Origin of the sequence: Paenibacillus sp. FSL W7-1279 (genome assembly GCF_037969845.1) — a bacterium.
In the GTDB taxonomy this organism is placed as follows: domain Bacteria; phylum Bacillota; class Bacilli; order Paenibacillales; family Paenibacillaceae; genus Paenibacillus_AQ.
The window spans coordinates 5,178,351-5,194,545 of the sequence record NZ_CP150215.1 but is presented as its reverse complement, the minus strand read 5'-3'; the positions used below and the strand labels follow the sequence as shown (position 1 = coordinate 5,194,545).

Below are 16,195 nucleotides of genomic sequence, written 5' to 3'. Positions count from 1 at the left end.
ATTGCGCGTTATGTCCGTTAACGGTAGAATGATGTTAAGCAGTTGATATTTCATCCAAGAACCCTCCTCATGGTTAACGCCAAAGGTGGGTTTTGTTTATTTAAGACCATACGCAAAGGAATGTGGATATGACGGAAAAGGGAATTGTGCTCGTGGTCAGCGTGACCCTTGTTCAAGGGGATCAAGTGCTTATCATCCAAGAAAATAAACCTTCGGTACGGGATACCTGGAACTTCCCGGGAGGGCGCATCGAGCCTGGGGAAGTTATGTTCGAGGCGGCTATAAGAGAAGTGAAGGAAGAGACAGGATATGATGTGCATTTGACAGGCACTACAGGCGTGTATCCATTCATAATCAGCTTGAATCACCCTGTGATCATGTTTCATTTTACCGGAAAAGTGGTGGGAGGCTCGCTTCATTTGGGAGCAGGCGAGATTAAGGATGCCCGGTGGGTCACACTGCCTGACATCTTAGCTGATCACAGCATGAAGATCAGGGATGTCGAAGTCATGAGACAGATCGTTGAGAATCTCAATAATGGCGTGCAGCACTCGCTTGAATTGTTTCATCCTTCTTTGCTTCTAACTTCGGGGTCATCGCATATTCATAATGCTTAGCGGATAATTTCGTATTATTTTTTGCTGTGGAACACAGTTCTTTCGTATGTGAAGGATACGATGATGTATCGAGGAGGTAAGGAAGTGGCCAGCATCCGTTTTCCCCTGGGTTCCTTTGAGCCAAAGGTGGAGCCGACATTGGAGGAGAGGCAGAGGTTTATACAACAGATACCTTCAATCGTACCGACGCTCCGGCAAATCATAATGAAATGTCCCCTTTCCCAGCTGCATATGCCTTATCGTGAAGAGGGGTGGAGCATTCAGCAAATCGTGCACCATCTGGCTGATAACGACATGAACGCATATCTGCGATTTAAACGTGCATTGACCGAGGAGGAGCCGGTGGCAAACTCGTACCGAGAGGATTTATGGGCTGAACTGAGTGATTACACGGAGGTTCCCATTGAGAACTCGCTTACGCTTCTGGAAACACTTCATTTTCGTTTTCTTATACTGCTTAAGGACTTACGGCCCGAGGATTTCAAAAGAACCATGAGAACTCAAGTACTCGGCAGCATTACCCTGGATATCGCACTGCAGCGATTTGTGTGGCACAACCAGCATCATATCGCGCAGATTACATCCATATTGAACCGTGAAAACGCGAAGTTACATAAGGAGTGAGCCCAATTGAGCTGGAGGTCCAAGTATGCTTATGGAGGCATTGTGTTCAATCAGAATCAAGAGGTTCTCATGAGAAGTCCGCGCGGCCATTGGGGCGGCTATCATTTTATTAGGAATCCAAAGGAGCTATCAAACCATGGGAATGTCAGATTACTATAAGGATCTAAGAGAAAAGATCGGAGACCAGTTAATATTCATGCCGTCCGTTGCGGGCATTATCCGTAATGATCAGGATTTTGTTTTATTTGGAAGAAAGCATCGCGAAGATGTATGGGGACTTGTAGCCGGTGCCATCGAGCTGGGAGAATCCCCGGCAGAGGCGATGGTTCGTGAAGCGAAGGAAGAAACTGGGCTGGATATCGTACCTGAACGAATCATTGGAGTATATGGTGGAAAAGAACGCCGATATACGTACAGCAACGGACATCAAGTGGAGTACCTCACGATTGTGTTTGAGTGCCGCATCATTTCGGGAGAGTTGGATCTTGAGAATGACGAGTTTGCTGAACTCGTATTCTTTCCGGAGGATCAGCTGCCACCCACGGCTTTAAAATATCCGGAACATATTTTCATCAAAGCGAATGGAGAGCGGGCACATTTCTGATAGAAAGCAGGTCCCCTATGACGTTAAAAGCGATAATCTTTGATTTGGATGAGACACTAACGGACAGAAGGTCGGCGATTGACTCGTTTATTGAGCGATTGATTGCCAGGTATTTCCCAGACTCCGATGAAGATGCTCAGTTAAGGATAGCCAAGCGATTTAAGGAAGCCGATCAGAACGGCTACCGGGATAAGCGTGAAGTGTATAAGATGCTGGTCGAGCATCTTCCCTGGGAGAATCCGCCTACGGCCGATGAATACCTGACATTTTTCAGGGAAGCCATCCCGCTTTGTATCCAGCCGATGGATCAGCTGTTACCCGTACTGCGTCATTTGAAGTCTAAGAGGCTGAGGCTTGGCATCATTTCGAATGGAACCGTCCAAGTTCAAGAGGGGAAGATCCGTCAATTGGGTATACGCGAGTACTTCGATTCCATCGTGATTTCCGAAGAGGCTGGCGTCAAAAAACCGGATCCCAGGATCTATAGGAAGGCTTTAGATTTGCTAAACGTACGGCCAACAGAGACGTGGTTCGTCGGCGACCACCCGCATAACGATATCATCGGAGCAGCGCAATGCGGAATCAAACCCATATGGTTTACGCGAGATGGAAATTGGAACTACTCTGAAGAAATAAAGCCATATCGGACGATACATAAGCTGGAAGAATTGATTCATATTTATACCGAATACCATGAGAATTAGCAATAAGGGTAAAGTCCAGTGTCTTGGAGGTGCAGTAATTGAAGCGATTTAAAAGCGATAATGGACAAAAGCTCGTCTATGAATCCTATGACCGCCTGATGGCAGGATGGACGGTACCTTACGAGCAGCACAATATATCCACCTCGTACGGGATGACTCACGTAATAACGGCAGGTTCATCGGATCTTCCCCCGCTGCTGTTATTGCATGGAACGGGAGATAACGTCGCCATGATGTGGATATATAATGTGACGGAGTTATCCCGGAACTTTCATATCATCGCCGTGGATAATATCGGAGGTTCGGGAAAAAGCGAGCCGAATGACCGGTATGCGCATGACTTCAATCAGGCAAAATGGTTGGACGAGATCCTTGAGGCGATGAATGTTGACGCAACCTATATTGCCGGCGTATCCTATGGAGCTTATCTGGCCTATCATTACGCCATTGTCAGACCGGATCGGGTAAGAAAAATTGTATGCTTGGCTGGCGGCATTGCCGGAAGTCAATCTGAGCTGATGAGCAAAATGATGCGGGCTTTTCTGCCTGAAGCACTGTTTCCTTCAGAACGGAGTGTGCGTAAACTGCTTCGCAAGCTGTGCGGTACGAATGCAGATGCATTCGAGAACCATCCGGAGCTTATGCAGCACTGGGTCTACTTGCTGAAGTACTTTAACAATCGCTCCATGATGAAACACGCCATTACAATCCATTCGTCTGCCGACATTCAGACTATACGCAGCAAGACCTTGTTCGTTATAGGTGAGCAGGATCTGCTTAGTTGCTATCCGAAGGCGGTTGCCAGACTGGAGGCGAATGGGATGCGGTTCCGCCTCGTTCCGGGCGCGGGCCATGCGATCAATCATGAGATGCCTGAGCTCGTTCATGAAGAGATAATAGGCTTTTGCAGGGAAGCTTGAGGGGAGGGGGATAAACATTGAAGATAAAACGATTCACCTGGCTGTTTATAAGTGCGCTTCTCTGTCTGCTCGTGGTTCTATTCGGGAATGCGATGACACCTAAACTCGGCACCAGTTCGGGTAATGGCAATCCTGCCATCCTGCTGTTCATCCCTCTGAGCATACTTTTTCTAGTTCTGGTGAATCAATGGATTCGTGTCTTCAAGGATGTAAAGATGTCCCTCATCTCGTTAAGTTTGTTGATCTTTACCCTGGCTGGCTATATTATAGCGGGTTATGTATATCAGCTCCGAAGACTCGAAGTCTATAGACAAATTCAAGCGGAGGCATTCGAATCGGAATATGGTAAAGTCGATTGGACACATATCGAATCCATTACGTCCGGTATTTTATCGATACATATGAATAATCAATTCTTTAATGTAAACACGTACTTCATGATGATGGCCTTTTCGCTTCTGCTGTGCTTTTTGTACAAGTTGATTAAAGGATTCATAAACAGAAGTCAAGGAACCTCTGCGGAGAATTAAATCAGTAATCTAGGTGGATAGGAGGAGCATGGTATGTCAACGAACGGGATATACGATAAGCAGGCCGAAGCTTATGAGGCCATGATTAGCAAGCAGCCTGATTTAGCGGGGGTTATTTATGAAAAAAAGCCATTCGAGGGGCTGGATGTACTTGATTTGGGGGCAGGATCAGGGCGATTATCTATGCTGCTAGCTGGAGACGCCAGATCTTTGATATGTACTGACATAGCGCAGCCGATGCTGGATATTTTGGATAATAAATTGTCTGAAGCCTATAATTCTCGTAATTGGACGACCGTAGTCGCTGATCATCGCAGCCTGCCGATTGATTCATCGAGTGTGGATCTGATCGTATCGGGCTGGAGCATTAGTTATCTGGCCGATTCGAGTCATGACGATTGGCGTGAGAATCTTGAACTTGTCATGACAGAGCTGCAGCGAGATTTGAGACCAGGCGGGACGATTGTGATTCTGGAAACGATGGGAACCGGAACGGAGACACCGAATCCTCCCGATTTTTTAACGGGTTATTACGAACAGTTGGAGCATCAATATGGATTTAACCATCAGTGGATGCGAACGGATTATGTTTTTGAAACAGTGGAAGAGGCGCTGCATCACACGGGATTCTTTTTCGGAGAAGAGCTGACGGACAAGATTCAGGCGAACCAATGGTCAACCGTGCCGGAATGCGCGGGGATCTGGTGGAAGCATGTTTAGGCTAGGACGGTGATGTGGCCTCGTGGAACTTCTAATGTATGTGGTCTTGTTTATTCTTAACATTCCGATATACAAGTGGATTTTCAGAAGGATTTTTGATGATGTGGATGATCTGAAGCAGTCGGTAAAGTATTCGTTGACGCCGGATATCATCTCCTTGTTCCGCAGACGTTTTTGGAAGGATCAATTTGGAGAGCTGAAGCTGTCCGTATTCTATTTTTGTTGTTTAGGGATCTTTGTCATAGAGTGCGTGGTATTGACCAAGGTGGTCGACGTGATCTTTCAATGAATTAGCTATCAGGGGTTGAACGGTTACGTACCGCTGAATCTGTGGTAGAATTGCGAAGGACAATAACCCATACACATTCAACTGGAGAAGCAGGGAACGTATGTGAAGCCCTGCTTTTTTGATTTGAAGATGTTTGCTAATGGATATAAGGAGAATAGAGAATGCCAACGATAATTACAAAGTCATTTGATCAAGAAATGCAGCGATGTCTAAGTGAAATTACATCGGCTTATCATGCGGGGGAACTGAGCACGATGGACCTGGCGGAATTACCGGAAGAAATCTATATCATTGAGGCGGAAGATAAGATGGTGGGGTACGGAGTCGTGTGGGAATACGATAACGGGAAGCAGCTCATCCAGAAGGCCGAACAAGATTATTTTAGCGCCGATGAGCGGTATTTGGAGAAGGACTTCTATATTGATGTCAAGAATAAGAAGGATTTTATCTTTATCCAAGCCTTGGATGTACTCAAAGAATTCGAAAACAAAGGATACGCGGCTTCCTTCGTGAACTGGCTCAAAGCAAAGTATCCTACCAAAAAAATGTATGTCTATACCCTGGATAAATCACGGAATTTCTGGTTCAAGCAGAATTTCGAGATTCTAGGAAGTACGGCATGGATGACTTTTAATTAAGGTATCGTACAGCATCAAAATTATTCAAGGGAAGTTCATTGCATTCTTGACCCGAAAAGACAAGAGCTTGTCAGATGGTCTGAAGTAGACATCAAGATAAACCGGCTGCAAATTTGCAGCCGGTTTATCTTGATTCGAGTCAAGCAGGGTTGAACGCCTGTTATTGATCCAACGCGTTTTCAAACTTGCCGAACCACTCACTCCAGCCATACCTGGCGCCTTCGAGTCCATGAACATGGGAGAATCCCGTTTGTTCGAGATGAAGGTTAACCTTGCCGTCGCCTAAATCTTGCAGCGTCCAGGTGACGGTATGCCGCTCGTCTCCGGTAGCCCAAGAATAGGACAACCGATTGGGCGGTTCTACGATAAGTACTTCGCCGTCAACGATTCCATCCCAATATTCGGACGGCTCATGGCGAAACTGAAAACGATGTCCAACGATAGGCTTAAAATCATTTTCCGTGATCCACTTTGCTAACTTACTTGAATCGGTTAAGGCAGCCCAAGCCTTCTCGATCGATGTCGTGTACTGAAAATCCATGGATAAGATTAAACTCATTCTTCTTCCTCCTCGAACAGCTGGTTCAAGCGCAGCATATTTGTAGTCCAGTATTTGCTGTAGAAAGCCACCCAATCTTGAACTTCTCTAAGCGGATCGGGGTTTAGCTTAAATCGCGTTTCTCTGCCTACTTTCCGGTCGAGCACCAGCCCGGCCTCTTTAAGGATAGTCAAATGCTTGGATACCGCTGTACGGCCCATTGAAAATTGTGCCTTTAGTTCATGAAGCGGTTTCTCCTCTGCCTGTGATAACAGATGAATCAGTTGACGCCTAGTGGGATCTGCAATCGCGTCAAATACATCGCGGGACGGATTATTCTCAATCACGACAACCCTCCTAAAAGTCTAATTTTGTTGTTAGTCATCTAATGATGGATGAAGGGACCGCCGTTAATTTCACCACCTCTGCTTCATGATTTTATAAGTGAAATTTTCAGATATACCTGGAAATGACGATCACTCGATTAGAGAGTTAGTGTTAATCTCTAATGTTCATTCTAAACTAATACCCAAAAAAGGCATCCTTTTTGATATTTCGCTTAGAAATCTGATTACTCTGCAAATGGCTGGAAATAGAATCGACCAATGACTTCGGGCCCGCAATAAAGTATTTTCCATTGTTTTTATATAAGGTGTTAAACGTATCGATTTCCTGATGCAAGTCATCTCTTGAATCAAGATAAGTCACAGTTAATGAAGGATGGTTAGCCATTTCATCTAGCTCATTCTTGAAGATATAAGACTTTTTGCCATCCAAATAGAGCAGCTTTCTTTGCCCCCGTCATGATTCCCTTCTGCCTCTAATTGTTTAAGGATCGACCGAAATGGTGTGATTCCAATTCCGCCTGCGATCAGAAGCGAAGGACTGTTATCTTGCATATAAAAAGAACCGACAGGGCCGCTCATTTTAACTTTCATTCCCTGTTTTAATTCTAATAGAGCTTTTTTAAAATCACTAGGATCATCACCGATGCGCGTTGTTATTTTAACCATATTCTCTGTAGGAGCAGCTGCCAAGCTGAATGGTTTTGTAGGTTTTTTTATGGTCTTATGAGTAATGCTGAACAAACCGTATTGCCCAGCCTTCCAGGTTAAATCTTTCTCTCTTTCAAATAGAAAAGAATAGACATCCTCTGATTCTTTGCGGCTTTCTATAAATGATAGTTCTCTCTTCTTGAATATGGAGAACATATCCTGAAAAAAACTCATTTTCCCATCTCCCTCTTATAACGTTATCGGTATGGCAATCGCTATATCTTCATCCTGACTTCTAATTGGACACCATTTAGTGATACTTTGATTTTAGGACACCATTTGGTGTCGTGTCAATGACATATTTCAACTCCATATGAACACGGTCCAGCCCATATTGCATTTTAACAAATGGGTCGCTCCAGATGCGTTATATCCCGATATGGATCGGAAGATCGTTGTATAGTAAGCGCTTTACCCGCGCTTCTATAATGGTAGCAAGCTGTAAAAGGCGCTTGATGCGAAAGCGTCCTGAATGCAGCACAGATGCACGCAGAAGGAGGCAATCCACAGATGTTAGGAAGCAGCGATACGGCGGTGAACGTGGGGGTGAATGCCGAAACTCACATTCGCTTGGCGAATGGTCTGGTGGCCATTGAGGTGGATTTGGAAAAAGGCGGTTACACGTACGCAGGCAGCAGAGGATTCGCTCTGCAAGAAGTACGAAGCGGCTTTCGATGGCAGGGCCGGGAATACCATACGGGACATTACGACCGCCACTATATGATGGGGCAGCCGGAGAAGATCCAAGATCGGTTCGGAACAGGAATCCATGCCGTGATTAAACATGAATCCGATCTGCTCCCAGGCCTGGAACAGCATTTTTATGTCTATGAGGGGGCTTCATCTTTCATCACGCGGGTCATCATAGTCGGCCAAGAGGAATTAAAGGTAAACCGCATCGCGGTGGTGAAAACCGATAGCGTATCGAGCGGGAGCGAGACGGTTCCGGGAGAAGCGCTGCATGTGCTGCGCGTGCCGTATGACAATGACAAATGGGTGCGCTATCTCACGGAGACGGCCCCGCTGGAGACGGAAAGCTACGAAGTGACGGCCTTGTTCCAGCCGGATAGCCGCAATGGATTGATTCTGGGATCGATCAGTCATGACGTGTGGAAGACCGGCATTCGCGTCAAAGGGGAAACCGCAGGCAAGCTGGATGAGCTGGAACTGTACGCTGGCGCGGCCGACACCATGACCCGAGATTCCCAGCCGCATGGCTACGTAAGAGGAACTCGCGTCGAATCTCCGCTGGTAATGGTAGGGGATTACGACGATTATCGGACAGGACTCGAAGCGTATGGGGAAGCGAATGCGAAGGTAGCGCCTGCTCTGAGCTGGGACGGCGGCGTCCCGGTCGGCTGGAACAGTTGGTCGGCCGCCATGAGCACGCTGGATTACGACCTCTATGTGGCGACGAGCGATTTTCTGAAGCGGGAGGTTCAGCCGCAGGGCTTTCATAACGAGGATACCCTGTACATGAATTTCGATGCGTTCTGGGATCGCCTGACGCCTGCCGAGATGGAGGATGCCTTGAAAAGAGTCCGCGAGAACGGGCATAAACCCGGTACATACTGGACGCCGTTTGCGTTCTGGGGAAGTCCGGCTGGGTTCGGGAACCCCGTGGAGGGTACTGATGGGAAGTACACCTATGGCGATATCCTGCTACGCGACCAGGATGGCGAGATTTTGCCGGATGTTGACGGCGGACTTGCAATTGATCCCACGCATCCCGGGAACCTGGCGCGAATCGATTGGTTCATGGATAAATTCGTCTCCGAGGGATTTGAGTATATCAAGCTGGATTTCATGGCTCACGGGGCTCTGGAAGGCAAGCATTATAACCCGGATATTACGACGGGGATCGCTGCATACAATTACGGCTTGTCGTATCTGACGGATAAACTCTCCCCGGAGCGGATCGGCAGACCGTTCTTCATCAACCTGTCGATTGCCCCGCTGTTCCCTTATTCCTATGCGCACAGCCGCAGAATTTCTTGCGATGTGTTCGGAACGATCCAGGATACGGAATATTTGCTGAACTCGCTGACGCACGGGTGGTGGATGAACGATACGCTGTACCGTTTTAACGATCCGGACCATGCCGTGATCTATAAAAGCTTCAACCAGGATTCGACGACCCGCCATGAAGGGCGAAGCCGTCTGACCGCGTCCGTGATCTCGGGAACGGTGCTGCTGCTGGGCGATGACTTCCGGCATGAGGAAGCGGCATGGCGCGCCAAGAACTGGCTGGGAAATGAGGTGATCATCGAGATTGCGAGACTGGGCAGAACTTTTGTGCCCGTAGAAGGGAATCTCGGGAAACAGGCTGCGGATACGTTTGTGCTGACCCATCCGAGCGAAGCGGGAACCACGTATATTGCCGTATTTAACTATGACGGGGCCGAGTCCGTGCAGAAGACGGTTTCCTTGGAACGGTGCGGCCTCGAGGCGCACGCTTCTTACACGGTCCTGGATTTGTGGGAAGGCACGGCAGGTCAATCGGACGGTACACTCGCTGTCGAGCTGGCGCCAGCCGAATCGAAAATCCTGAAATTAAGCCGAAATCAATGAGTAGAAGGAGGAGAGGTTCAGTGCGTATTCATCCGTTCAAATTCTTCCAAAAATCATTCGTGCTCTTCTTATCGATTCTGTTAGCGGGGACTGTGCTAGGCAGCTCCTTGGCTTCGGCAGAACCGCAGCAGCCGAGTCAAACGGCCGGAGGCATCCTTTCCTACGAGGCCGAGGCATCTCAGAACACGTTTACCGGCAATGCAGGAGCGGTCGATTGCGGCTTCTGTTCCGGCGGGCAAAAAGCCGGCAATCTATACGGCGGCTCCACGTTGACGTTCAACGGGATTCAGGCCGATAAGGCCGGTATCTACAATATGAACATGTTCTACATCTCCGGGGATTCCCGCGCGGCTTCGATCTCCGTGAACGGAGCGGAGAAGGAGAATTTCAGTTTTCCGAAAACAGCGGATTGGAACACGATCGGCACCTATCAGATTCAAATTTACTTGAATCAGGGCAGCAACACGATTCTGTTCGATGATGCAGGCGGATACTCACCCGATTTTGACAAGATTGAGCTGACCTTTGATTCAGCCGGCGAAAACGGATCAGGCCCAGATGGCAGCATTGGCGATTTGGGCAAGCAAAAGAAAGCCACGAGCTATGGCTCCATTACCTTAACCGAATATGCCAACGGCTTCAAGGTATCCAATCCGACGTATGAGCTGCTGTACAACACCTCGACCGGATTGTCGCAATACAATTGGAACGGTGAGGCGGTTGCCAAGGGGTTATACAGCGAGATCCAGCTCGACCGGATGGTTGCAAGTACAGATTATAAACATCATAAATTTTATAAAAATCAGGTGGTCCCATTCCAGGATGCCACCGGCAAGGGCATCAAGGTGACGGTCTTGAATGAGGATGGGGGAATGCCATCGCTCAGCCAAATCTATTACGTCTATGAAGACGGGCCGTATCTGCTTACGGAAACAGTGGCTTCCCATCATTCCGCAATATCTACGGGGAACATCGCACCCATCGCGATGGAAGCGAGAGGCGGCATCGACATCGGCAGCTATGACGATAACCGGGTCCTCGTCGTTCCTTTCGACAATGATGCTTGGTCCAGATACCAAGCGAAGTCGATGAATACCGGCCTCAACAACGGTCTGTATGTCAGCTCGGAGCTGACGGCCATCTATGACAATACGAGCCGGAACGGCCTCGTCATCGGATCGGTGACGCATGACACGTGGAAGACCGGCATCTATTGGAGCGGCTCGAATGACAAATTGAACAAACTGCGTGTATATGGCGGATTTACGTCATCCACCTCCACGTGGGACACGATCCCGCATGGAAAGGTAACGGGGAAGCAAATTGCTTCGCCGAAAATCATGATCGGCTTTTTCGAGGACTACCGGACCGGGCTGGAGGCGTTTGGCCAGGTGAATGCAGCGATTCAGCCTCCGTTAGCCTTTGGCGAAGACATTCCTGAAGGCGTTCCGGTCGGTTGGAACAGCTGGGGAGCTTATGCCAGCGATTTAAGCTTTGACAAGGCGGTTTCCGTCTCGAATTATGTTAAAGACCATATTCAGAACCTTTCCTTCAACAATGAGGGCAGTATCTATATCAATCTCGATTCCTATTGGGATAACATGACGGATCAGCAGCTGACGGATCTGGTTCAGCTCATTCACAGCAATGGACAGAAGGCCGGCATCTATTATTCGCCGTTCGTGTACTGGGGCAACAATATGGAGCAGGAAGTCGAAGGGACGAGCGGCAAATATAAATACGGCGATATCGTGCTGCGCGATTTGGACGGCAACGTCCTGCCGACGCTGGACGGCGCTTATGCAGTGGATCCGACGCATCCGGGCGTGAAGCAGCGGATCGATTATTACATGAATAAGTTCAAGAGCAAGGGCTTTGAATATATCAAAATCGATTTTCTGAGCCATGGGGCAATGGAAGGCAAGCACTATGATGCCAACGTTCAAACCGGCATCCAGGCCTATAACCAAGGGATGGCTTACGTGAATGAAGTGCTGGACGGCTCCATGTTCATCAGCGCTTCCATCGCGCCGTTGTTCCCTAGCCAATATGCGCACAGCCGCCGTATTTCCTGCGATATCGACGGCAGCATCGGCAGCACGGAATACCAGCTGAACAATCTCACGTACGGCTGGTGGCAGAACGGAACGATCTACCATTATACCGATCCGGACTATATGCACTTAACCAAAGGCGGATCGATGGAAGGCGCGCAGTCTCGCGTCAATGCGGCCGCAATCTCCGGCACGGTCTTCCTGAATTCGGATGACGTAACGGATGCGACGGCACGGCAGTACATGGAAACGCTGCTGACCAACCCGGAAGTGAACGGGCTGGCGATGAAGGGCAAGGCGTTCCGGCCGGTAGAAGGCAATACGGGCACGCAGGCAGCGAACGTATTCGTGCTGGACGATCAGGGAACCTACTATGCAGCCGTGTTTAACTATACGCAAAATGCGGCCCAGCACACCGTGGATCTCGTTAGGGCGGGTATCGCTTCGGACGGGGCGGCGTCCTATACGGTGACGGATGTATGGAGCGGCCAACCGCAGACGGTGTCTGGCTCTTCGCTGGATGTGACGCTAAAGGCGGCCGAATCCAAGCTCTATAAAATCGTCCCTAATCCATAACTAGTAGACATAGATTCATCATGAACAACTGCAAGTTCATCGCGGTTCTCGGCTCCATCCGGGAATCGCGATTTCTTGCTTTTGCTGTAAGGGTAGTGCTTGTCCCGATATTGGAAAATGAAATGAAGAGGAGAAAACAACATGACAGAAATGAAGCTTTGGTATACGAAACCGGCCCAGGGCTGGTCGCAAGGGCTGCCGATCGGCAATGGCCGAATAGGGAATGTGGTGGTATCCACTCCTGACAGAGAAATATGGAATATCTCCGAAACCACCTATTGGTCTGGCCAGCCGGAGCCGGCTCAAGGGCGAAGCAACAGCAAAGCGGATTTGGAGCAGATGCGGAAGCACTTCTTCCAGGGCGATTATCGCGAAGGCGATCTACTGGCCAAGAAGCACCTGGAGCCGGAAAAATTGAATTTTGGCACCAATCTGGGACTATGCCAAGTCGTTCTGGAGTTTGACCATCACGTGAAGTCATCCGAGGGCGAGAGACAAAATGCAGCAGCTGAGCCGCTCTTCCATCGGGAATTGGATCTGGAGGAGGCGGTGGAACGTTCTTTTTACGAGATCGATGGAGCGGAGATGACGCGAGAGGTCTTTGCTTCCCATGCCGATCAGGTGATCGTTTCCCGGATCCGTAGCAGCCAGGGTTCGTCAGGCGTGTCATTCCGCATTTCGATTCGAGGCGAGAATGGTCCTTTTCATGCTGTCGTTACTAGTAAGGATACGATCGAATTCCAGGGACAGGCGCTGGAAAGCGTACATAGCAACGGGGAGTGCGGGGTGTCCTGCCAAGGCCAGCTGCGCGTCGTAACGGAAGGCGGGCAAGTGAGCTGCACGAATGACACCATAATCGTGGCCGGGGCAGATGAGGCGGCGATTTATTTTGCGGTGAATACGGATTACCGTCAAGAAGGTGAGAGCTGGCGGGAGAAAAGCGCGTTGCAGCTGGATCAGGCTGTGCTGCTGGGATATGACGCGCTGAGAGCCAAGCATCTGGCGGATTATCAGCCGCTGTATACCCGCGTACGATTGGAGCTGGGAAGCTCTGAGCATGCCAGTCTGCCTACGGACGAGCGGATCGGCAGGTTTAAGCAGGGCAATTGGGACGATCCGGCGTTGTTTGCGTTGTTTTATCAATACGGTCGGTACTTGACGATTAGCGGGTCACGACAAGACTCCATCCTGCCCATGCATTTGCAAGGCATATGGAATGACGGCGAAGCCAACAAAATGGCCTGGAGCTGCGATTATCACCTGGATGTGAACACCCAGATGAATTATTTTCCGACGGAGGCCGCGAACCTGAGCGAGAGCCATGAGCCGCTCATGCGGTATATCCAGCAGCTGTCGGTGGCCGGACGCTCGGCGGCACGCCATTATTATGATGCCGAAGGCTGGGTGGCCCATGTATTCTCCAATGCCTGGGGATTTGCGTCACCGGGGTGGGGGACCTCCTGGGGGCTGAACGTGACGGGCGGACTGTGGATCGCGACGCATATGATGGAGCACTACGCGTACAACCGGGATCAGGCTTTTCTGGAGGAACTGGCGTATCCCGTCCTGAAGGAGGCCGCAGCCTTTTTCATGGATTACATGACGGTGCATCCGAAGTATGGCTGGCTGGTGACAGGTCCGTCGAATTCGCCGGAGAACAGCTTTTATACCGGCCATCCGGAGGATGGGCATCAGCAGCTGTCCATGGGTCCGACCATGGATCAGGTCCTGGTTCGGGATCTGCTGGCGTTCTGCGTGAAGGCAGCACAGACGCTGGGCGTGGATGAGGAGCTTCAGCAGAAGTGGCAGAGGGCACTGGATCAACTGCCTCCGCTAATGATCGGCAAGAAGGGGCAACTGCAGGAATGGCTGGAGGACTATGAGGAGGCGCAGCCGGAGCATCGTCATCTATCGCATCTATATGCCCTGTATCCCGGCAGCCAAATCACGCCGCATCATACGCCTGAACTCGCTGCGGCGGCCCGAGTGACATTGGAGAACCGGAACAGCCGGGCCGACCTGGAGGATATCGAATTTACCGCGGCGCTGTTCGGACTCTTCTACGCCCGATTGCATGACGGGGACCAAGCCGTGCAGCATATCGCCCACCTGATCGGGGAGCTGTGCTTCGATAACATGCTCACCTACTCCAAACCCGGCGTGGCCGGAGCTGAGGCCAACATCTTTGTCATCGACGGCAACTTCGGCGGCACCGCCGCCATTGCGGAAATGCTGCTGCAGAGCCACGAAGGCGAGATTCATCTCCTGCCTGCACTGCCGGCGATATGGCCGACAGGCAGTGTGAAAGGGCTGAAGGCGAAAGGGAATATTGAGGTGGATATGAGCTGGGAAGATGGGAAGCTGGTTGAGGCGAGGGTGAAGGGGAATGAGAGTGGGAGTGTGCGGGTGTTTTATGGGGGAGGGGGTGGGGGTATGGTTGAGACAGGGGAGTACAGGGAGAGCCTAGGAATTCATAAGGAGCATTTTTTCCGTTGTCAGGCTTGTTGTAATGAGAAAAGTGCGGTTCACGGATGAGATTTAGAGTAGGTGAGAATAAGAAGCAAGGGCAGTATTGGAGTGCATTGTGCTATCACCAGTATTAAGATGGCAGTAAATGTGAGCAGCGTGGCAGAGGTAATGGATGTAGATTTTTTCAATGCTTTGTATGATCGGATTATTCATGTTGACCCTAACATATTATGGGAAATTGAATTACATGGGAGTCGTTACAATGATACACAGACTATCGAGGTTAAGGAGCAGGAATTGAAAAAGCAGAAGAGGGCATTAGACAAGCTGCATGAATCGTATGAAGAGGACATGATAACGAAGCTTGTATTCTTGGAGCGTAAAGCTATCCGGTCAAGGCAGATAAAGAAGCTAGAGGAAGAGTTGAAGAATTTGCGGAAGGTCGTAGTAGATGAGGTGAATTATCCTACTGTTGAGCAGATATATGATCGTATAGGTGAGTTCAGGGAGTTGTGGAGCGCCGCGATGACGAGTGAATAGAAGAATAGGGCGTTGAAAAAGATGTTGAAGCGGATTGTGTATAATCGAGAAGGGAATCGGGTGGAGTTGACGATTTGTTATAGATGAAGATCTAGAGCAAATCCTAAGACGGGGCTGATTTGATATTCAGCTCCTTTTTACATACATCTTTCATGCATGAGATGTGGTATGTGTTTCCTATTCAGTTTGAACGGGTGCCTCTAATGGAACAATAGGGCAACGGCTTCCTTAAAGCTGATATTTTAACTGAATGACAAAATCGGATTCTGTTGCGGGTGTTAGTGGAAAAGTGATATTTTTTAATGCTATTTTTAAAAATAGTAACGAGAGTCACTTCATTTCGTGAGAAGCGCGTTTTGAATTTAAGAATTCTAAATAATATTATCACTCTGCAACTAATAAAAATTTTACAAATGGAAATAAAGCGGCTATAAGTGTAAATCAAGTTAGGTTAGATTTTAGCTAATTAAGAAGCTATAATATGGTGAAAGCTCATATTTGAATTGGAAGGACAATAAGTAGGAACGGTAATGATAGGAGAACTGAAAAATGAAAATTGATCTAGAAAAAATGATTGCAATTTCGAAAGTTAATCAGAACTTTTCTGAGGCTGCAAGGCTTACTGATGAACATGAATTACTTACAATAATGAAAAATAGTAAGCCCAGGTTTGTTTTGATGACATTCGAGAAATTCAGGGAATACGAAGCGAATCGGGATAATCATACTAATAAAAAATAAAAATT

At 48.8% G+C, this 16,195-nt stretch carries 16 protein-coding genes and 1 pseudogene; 14 read left to right on the top strand and 3 right to left on the bottom strand.

Annotation, left to right across the window (positions count from 1 at the left end):
- Positions 1–128: 128 nt before the first annotated feature.
- From MKY82_RS23410 to MKY82_RS23370, 9 genes are all read left to right on the top strand, one after another.
- Positions 129–617, top strand: a complete 489-nt coding sequence (locus MKY82_RS23410; protein ID WP_339224552.1) for an NUDIX hydrolase — start codon at positions 129–131, stop codon at positions 615–617.
- An 84-nt stretch (positions 618–701) separates the two neighbouring features.
- Positions 702–1,241 (top strand): YfiT family bacillithiol transferase, encoded by a 540-nt coding sequence (locus tag MKY82_RS23405; protein WP_339218610.1) that lies wholly within the window; start codon positions 702–704, stop codon positions 1,239–1,241.
- Between the two features lie 136 nt (positions 1,242–1,377).
- Positions 1,378–1,845, top strand: a complete 468-nt coding sequence (locus tag MKY82_RS23400; RefSeq protein WP_216530049.1) for an NUDIX domain-containing protein — start codon at positions 1,378–1,380, stop codon at positions 1,843–1,845.
- Between the two features lie 17 nt (positions 1,846–1,862).
- On the top strand, positions 1,863–2,549 hold the full coding sequence (locus MKY82_RS23395; protein ID WP_339294472.1) for an HAD family hydrolase: 687 nt from the start codon (positions 1,863–1,865) through the stop codon (positions 2,547–2,549).
- Positions 2,550–2,587: 38 nt separating this feature from the next.
- Positions 2,588–3,469, top strand: coding sequence for an alpha/beta hydrolase (locus tag MKY82_RS23390; RefSeq protein ID WP_339294471.1), 882 nt, complete (start codon positions 2,588–2,590; stop codon positions 3,467–3,469).
- 17 nt (positions 3,470–3,486) lie between these two features.
- Positions 3,487–3,999, top strand: a complete 513-nt coding sequence (locus tag MKY82_RS23385; RefSeq protein WP_339294470.1) for a hypothetical protein — start codon at positions 3,487–3,489, stop codon at positions 3,997–3,999.
- A 33-nt stretch (positions 4,000–4,032) separates the two neighbouring features.
- The gene (locus MKY82_RS23380; RefSeq protein ID WP_339294469.1) at positions 4,033–4,719 is read left to right on the top strand and encodes a class I SAM-dependent methyltransferase; all 687 of its coding nucleotides are present in this window, start codon (positions 4,033–4,035) and stop codon (positions 4,717–4,719) included.
- A gap of 22 nt (positions 4,720–4,741) precedes the next feature.
- Complete coding sequence (locus MKY82_RS23375; protein WP_216530045.1) at positions 4,742–5,008, top strand: hypothetical protein; 267 nt, start codon at positions 4,742–4,744, stop codon at positions 5,006–5,008.
- A 161-nt stretch (positions 5,009–5,169) separates the two neighbouring features.
- Positions 5,170–5,646, top strand: coding sequence for a GCN5 family acetyltransferase (locus MKY82_RS23370; protein WP_339294468.1), 477 nt, complete (start codon positions 5,170–5,172; stop codon positions 5,644–5,646).
- Positions 5,647–5,806: 160 nt separating this feature from the next.
- On the opposite strand, the gene MKY82_RS23365 is transcribed toward MKY82_RS23370, so the two are convergent.
- The 3 genes and pseudogenes from MKY82_RS23365 to MKY82_RS23355 form a co-directional block, all read right to left on the bottom strand.
- On the bottom strand, positions 5,807–6,205 hold the full coding sequence (locus MKY82_RS23365) for an SRPBCC domain-containing protein (protein WP_071219891.1): 399 nt from the start codon (positions 6,203–6,205) through the stop codon (positions 5,807–5,809).
- The gene (locus tag MKY82_RS23360) at positions 6,202–6,531 is read right to left on the bottom strand and encodes a metalloregulator ArsR/SmtB family transcription factor (RefSeq protein ID WP_194543732.1); all 330 of its coding nucleotides are present in this window, start codon (positions 6,529–6,531) and stop codon (positions 6,202–6,204) included. Before MKY82_RS23360 ends, MKY82_RS23365 begins: the two co-directional genes overlap by 4 nt.
- A gap of 175 nt (positions 6,532–6,706) precedes the next feature.
- Positions 6,707–7,413: pseudogene (locus MKY82_RS23355) on the bottom strand (FAD-dependent oxidoreductase).
- A 336-nt stretch (positions 7,414–7,749) separates the two neighbouring features.
- On the opposite strand from MKY82_RS23355, the gene MKY82_RS23350 reads away from it, so the two are divergent.
- The 5 genes from MKY82_RS23350 (at position 7,750) to MKY82_RS23330 (ending at position 16,190) form a co-directional block, all read left to right on the top strand.
- Positions 7,750–9,810: an alpha-galactosidase gene (locus MKY82_RS23350; protein WP_339294467.1), complete on the top strand. Its 2,061-nt coding sequence runs from the start codon at positions 7,750–7,752 to the stop codon at positions 9,808–9,810.
- Between the two features lie 20 nt (positions 9,811–9,830).
- Positions 9,831–12,440 carry a carbohydrate-binding protein gene (locus tag MKY82_RS23345; RefSeq protein ID WP_339294466.1) on the top strand — a complete coding sequence of 870 codons (2,610 nt, stop codon included), beginning with the start codon at positions 9,831–9,833 and terminating at the stop codon, positions 12,438–12,440.
- Positions 12,441–12,581: 141 nt separating this feature from the next.
- Complete coding sequence (locus tag MKY82_RS23340; RefSeq protein WP_339294465.1) at positions 12,582–14,975, top strand: glycoside hydrolase family 95 protein; 2,394 nt, start codon at positions 12,582–12,584, stop codon at positions 14,973–14,975.
- 12 nt (positions 14,976–14,987) lie between these two features.
- The gene (locus MKY82_RS23335) at positions 14,988–15,449 is read left to right on the top strand and encodes a hypothetical protein (protein ID WP_339294464.1); all 462 of its coding nucleotides are present in this window, start codon (positions 14,988–14,990) and stop codon (positions 15,447–15,449) included.
- Between the two features lie 549 nt (positions 15,450–15,998).
- Positions 15,999–16,190, top strand: coding sequence for a type II toxin-antitoxin system Phd/YefM family antitoxin (locus MKY82_RS23330; RefSeq protein WP_339294463.1), 192 nt, complete (start codon positions 15,999–16,001; stop codon positions 16,188–16,190).
- Positions 16,191–16,195: the final 5 nt, after the last annotated feature.

Excerpts from the sequence above, each read along its gene's own strand:
- MKY82_RS23410 (WP_339224552.1), top strand. The coding sequence starts at position 129 with ATGACGGAAAAGGGAATTGTGCTCGTGGTCAGCGTGACCCTTGTTCAA.
- MKY82_RS23400 (WP_216530049.1), top strand. The coding sequence starts at position 1,378 with ATGGGAATGTCAGATTACTATAAGGATCTAAGAGAAAAGATCGGAGAC.
- MKY82_RS23395 (WP_339294472.1), top strand. The coding sequence starts at position 1,863 with ATGACGTTAAAAGCGATAATCTTTGATTTGGATGAGACACTAACGGAC.
- MKY82_RS23380 (WP_339294469.1), top strand. The coding sequence starts at position 4,033 with ATGTCAACGAACGGGATATACGATAAGCAGGCCGAAGCTTATGAGGCC.
- MKY82_RS23370 (WP_339294468.1), top strand. The coding sequence starts at position 5,170 with ATGCCAACGATAATTACAAAGTCATTTGATCAAGAAATGCAGCGATGT.
- MKY82_RS23365 (WP_071219891.1), bottom strand. The coding sequence starts at position 6,205 with ATGAGTTTAATCTTATCCATGGATTTTCAGTACACGACATCGATCGAG.
- MKY82_RS23350 (WP_339294467.1), top strand. The coding sequence starts at position 7,750 with ATGTTAGGAAGCAGCGATACGGCGGTGAACGTGGGGGTGAATGCCGAA.
- MKY82_RS23340 (WP_339294465.1), top strand. The coding sequence starts at position 12,582 with ATGACAGAAATGAAGCTTTGGTATACGAAACCGGCCCAGGGCTGGTCG.
- MKY82_RS23330 (WP_339294463.1), top strand. The coding sequence starts at position 15,999 with ATGAAAATTGATCTAGAAAAAATGATTGCAATTTCGAAAGTTAATCAG.